The organism is Dactylosporangium sp. NPDC000244 (assembly GCF_040300725.1).
Classification (GTDB): domain Bacteria; phylum Actinomycetota; class Actinomycetes; order Mycobacteriales; family Micromonosporaceae; genus Dactylosporangium.
This window is the reverse complement of sequence record NZ_JBEPEH010000106.1, coordinates 1-2,207: the sequence shown is the minus strand read 5'-3', so window position 1 is coordinate 2,207 and position 2,207 is coordinate 1. Positions and strand designations below refer to the sequence as shown.

The 2,207-nt window shown below is 67.2% G+C and carries 3 protein-coding genes; 2 read left to right on the top strand and 1 reads right to left on the bottom strand.

What is annotated here, in order from left to right; translation table 11 throughout:
- The first annotated feature begins 54 nt into the window (after positions 1 to 54).
- The gene (locus tag ABT369_RS57680; RefSeq protein ID WP_350627232.1) at positions 55 to 972 is read left to right on the top strand and encodes a tyrosine-type recombinase/integrase; all 918 of its coding nucleotides are present in this window, start codon (positions 55 to 57) and stop codon (positions 970 to 972) included.
- Positions 973 to 1,074: 102 nt separating this feature from the next.
- Here ABT369_RS57680 and ABT369_RS57675 read toward each other — a convergent pair whose 3' ends face one another.
- Positions 1,075 to 1,359, bottom strand: coding sequence for a hypothetical protein (locus ABT369_RS57675; RefSeq protein ID WP_350627230.1), 285 nt, complete (start codon positions 1,357 to 1,359; stop codon positions 1,075 to 1,077).
- Between the two features lie 92 nt (positions 1,360 to 1,451).
- On the opposite strand from ABT369_RS57675, the gene ABT369_RS57670 reads away from it, so the two are divergent.
- Complete coding sequence (locus ABT369_RS57670) at positions 1,452 to 2,054, top strand: hypothetical protein (RefSeq protein WP_350627228.1); 603 nt, start codon at positions 1,452 to 1,454, stop codon at positions 2,052 to 2,054.
- The last annotated feature ends 153 nt before the right edge of the window (positions 2,055 to 2,207 follow it).

Below are 2,207 nucleotides of genomic sequence, written 5' to 3'. Positions count from 1 at the left end.
TCTGCCGCGGCGGAGGCTCTGGCGTTCATCGTGGCTGGTGACGCACCGTAATACATGGCTGCATTTCCTACCCCCGGCACCCGCCTCGAGTCGCCGGGTGACCTTGTCCTGCGGGCCGCGGTCGCGGCCTACCTCGGTCGCTACCGCGGCCTTACCCGACAGCACAGCGAGTCCGACCTGCGCGTCTTCCTGCGCTGGTGCACCGACCACGACCTCGACCCGCTCACCGCAGTCCGGATCGACATCGAACGCTACGTCCGCTGGCTGCAGGACGTCCGCTGCTACCAGCCGTCCACCGTCTCCCGCCGACTGTCGATCGTGACCGGCTTCTACCGCGTGTGCGTCATCGATGGAATCCTGCAGCATTCACCCGCCGACTACGTCCGCCGGCCGACCGTCCCCGCCGAGTCGCCCACCCTCGGCCTCGGGCACCTGCAGTTCGAGGCCCTGATCACCACCGCCCGGCTGTCGGTCAACCCGAACGACTTCGCCCTGATAGCCCTGCTGGGTCTGCTCGGGCTGCGGATTTTCGAAGCCTGCGGCTCCAACATCACCGACCTCGGCGAAGAACACGGCCACCGCGTCCTACGGGTGCGTGGCAAAGGTTGCAAAGTCGTCCTCGTCCCGCTGCCACCCGCGGTGGCCCGGGCGATCGAACGCGCCGTCGGCGAGCGGGTCGACGGGCCGATCTTGCGCAACATGCTCGGCGGTCGCATGGATCGCCACGCCGCGTCCCGTCGCCTCCGACACCTGGCCGCGGCGGCCGGCGTGCGGATGCCGAGGATGCACCCTCACATGCTGAGACATACGTTCGTCACGACCATGCTCGACGCCGGGGTCAGCCTCCGCGACGTGCAGATCGCCGCCCGCCACGCCGACCCGCGCACCACGATGCGGTACGACCGGGCCCGCAACAATCTCGACCGCCACCCGAACTACATCCTCGCCGCCTACATGGCCTCCGGAACCTGACCCGGCGGCTCGCGACCATGCCGATGCCAGCGCGTTCGGTAAGCCCGCCCGGGCGCGAATTGCCGTCTTGCACCGCACCACACCCGTCGAGGTCAACCATTGTCAGCCTGTGGCGCCGCACGCTCGATGGGCGATTCGCCGACGCACCGCGAAGGGCACGAACACGGCACCGGTTGCAACAGAGGCCAGGGCTGCGGCCCACCAAGAAAGCACTGGAATCAACAGCAAGGCGAAGAACAACAGCGGCACGAAAAGAGCCGCGTCCAACACGATGTGGTCGGCCGACCAGCGCCGAAACCACGACATGGACAGGGCGGCAGGGCCGAGCAACAACCCGTACGTCAGGAAAGCCAGTAGGCCCACTACCGGTCCCCGCCACTCGGCCATCTTGAACCCCATGAGCCCGGCGAGTGCCACGGCACCGGCGAGGCGCACAACCTTTCCCGCCCGGCCACCGGACCGCGCTGCTCTCCCGAAAGGTGCCACGACAACATCATGCCGCATCCGCTCATGCCGCCGATCATGCGCGATACAAGGACGGCGCGGACGGCTGCTTCGTCGCCAAGACCATCCTCAGTCCAGTTCGATGGTGGAATGATCATCGTATGGGATATTTTGCGGCGTTCTTGTTCGATGGTACGGCGTGGGCGCCGGCCGACTCCGACGAGATCGAGGTGCCGGAATCCGAACATTGGATGCACCTTGATATTCACGACAGTGACCTGACCTTCGTGTCGTACCGGCCGGTCGGTGCCGGCACCGGAGTCTGCTACCTCGGCTTCACACCCCGCACCTACTTCGACGAGCCAACGGCCTCGGCACCGACCGATGTCCAGCGCGAGTGCGCCGCCCTGGCCGACTGGTGGGCCGGCTGGCGGGGCGGCGCAACCGATGCAGAACGCACGGCGATGGCGGAGCGCCTGCGGCCGTATCTCGCCGAAGACGAGGAGCAGCCGGAGATTGACCCCGACGAGGAGGACGACGAAGACGACGAGGACGCCGACGTATTCGTTGAGGTGAAGACCGACCGGTTCATCGCGGCGCTCGAGCTACCGCCGTTCCGCAACCTCGACCCGGCGTAGCGGCGCTTCCTACGAACGACGCCGTCAGTTGGTTCGTACGCCGGTCGAGAAGGAACGGCCTCGTCCTGGACCAGCCGACGACCACTGGACGGCAGAGTCTTTCGCGTACCGAGCCGCGCCTGAAGGAAAGATCGGCTGCGCGGATCTGCCGCG